Raw genomic sequence first — 1,709 nt, forward strand, 5'->3', positions numbered from 1 at the left:
GAGAAGGAGTGGGCCCTTCCCGCCGCTATTGAGGGAAAGGAGGTGGAATGGGAACAGGCTGCGGAGAATAAGGGAATTATTTTGTGGCTCATGGCATTGGCGGCAGCAGGCGCGGTCTACTTTTTAAAGGATAGAGATCTGCACGAAAGAATTGAAAAAAGGAAGAGGCGGATGAAAAGAGAATATCCTGATATTGTACATAAGCTGGCATTATATCTGGGCGCAGGAATGACTGTGAGAGGCGCTTTTCAGAAAGTGGCAAAGGAAGCGGAGAGGGGAAGGGGAGCAAAGGAAGCTGTTGGGCCTGCTTACGAAGAAATGCTTCATGCCTGCAGGGAAATGCAGGCGGGAGTGTCCGAAGGGGCTGCCTATGCCAATTTTGGAAAAAGAACGGGCATTCAGGAGTATATGCGGCTCAGTACGCTGCTGATGCAGAACCTGAAAAAGGGAAACAGCACACTTCTTGAGCGGCTGGCAGAAGAAGCGGATAAAGCCGGGGAGGAGCAGCTGCAGAGCGTAAGACAGCTGGGGGAGGAGGCGGGGACAAAGCTGCTGCTGCCCATGGTGATGCTGCTTTTTGTGGTAATGATTATGGTAATGCTGCCGGCGTTTTCTTCCATGGGTGTGGTGTAAAAAACAAAAATTGTAAATTGGCAGCTATCTGATGGAATAGCATGCAGAAGGGAGCAAGAATGCAGAAATTAAAAAACTTAAAGCAGCTGATAACGGAGGAGGATGGCATGGGAACGGTGGAGGTCATTCTAATCATTGTGGTACTTGTGGGTCTGGTCATAATATTTAAAGAACAAATTACGGATATTGTGAATTCTATTTTTTCCAAAATCACAAAGCAGACAAACAAGATTTGAGAAAGCCTGGATTGGAGGGGAGGCGGAAAATGGAAACCATAAGGGGAAAAAAGGACGCGTATCTGACGGTCTATCTGGCGCTGTCCATGGCAGTGCTTCTGGCTCTGTGCCTTGCGCTGCTGGAAGGCGCCAGGAGAAATGGGGCGGCCCTGGAAGCGGAGTGCATCGCGGAGATGAGCTTAAACAGCATTCTGGCAGAATACCACAAAGAGCTTTTCGAGCAGTATAATCTTTTTGCGCTGGATGCCGCTTATGGTACTAATTATCCGTCTCCTGCAAATACGGAAAGGCATTTGTGTCACTATCTGCAGCGGAATTTTTCTTTAGAGGACCTGTTTCTTTCCGATTACTGGTACAGGGACTTCTTTGCCCTGACTTTGAAAGAGGCTTCTTTGACTGGGGTTTCCATCCTCACGGATCAGAAAGGAGGTGTGTTTCGAAGGCGGGCGGTGGAGGCTATAGAGGCTGATGTGGGACTGACTGTGCTTAAAGAGCTTTCGGAATGGTTGAAAACAGTAGAAATCAACAGTCTTGAGGACGGAAGTGTGGAGCAGAAAAAAGCAGAGATCGACAGGCAGATACAGGAATACAACGGGAAAGAGATTCAGCTTCCGGATGGGCAATGGAAGGTTGTGGAGATTGAAAATCCCACCTGGAAATTGGAGGAGAACAAAAGAAAGGGTATTTTAAAGCTGGTAATAAAGGATCAGGAACAAATATCCCAAAGAAGCATTGCGGAGGAAACGCTGATAATGGACAGGATTAAGAAGGAAGAGGCCAACAGTGGGAATATGGATATCCATATTCCCGAGGAGGAATCCTTGGCGGATCAATTTCTTT

At 47.7% G+C, this 1,709-nt stretch carries 3 protein-coding genes; all 3 read left to right on the plus strand.

Going from position 1 to position 1,709, the window contains the following annotated elements; genetic code table 11:
* A partial coding sequence (locus AC1WIP_RS15595; RefSeq protein WP_481142688.1) for a type II secretion system F family protein occupies positions 1-633 on the plus strand: 633 nt, incomplete at its 5' end.
* A gap of 59 nt (positions 634-692) precedes the next feature.
* Positions 693-869, plus strand: coding sequence for a Flp1 family type IVb pilin (locus AC1WIP_RS15600; protein WP_318704875.1), 177 nt, complete (start codon positions 693-695; stop codon positions 867-869).
* Positions 870-898: 29 nt separating this feature from the next.
* A partial coding sequence (locus AC1WIP_RS15605; RefSeq protein ID WP_481142689.1) for a hypothetical protein occupies positions 899-1,709 on the plus strand: 811 nt, incomplete at its 3' end.

The organism is Acetatifactor sp., assembly GCF_982438285.1.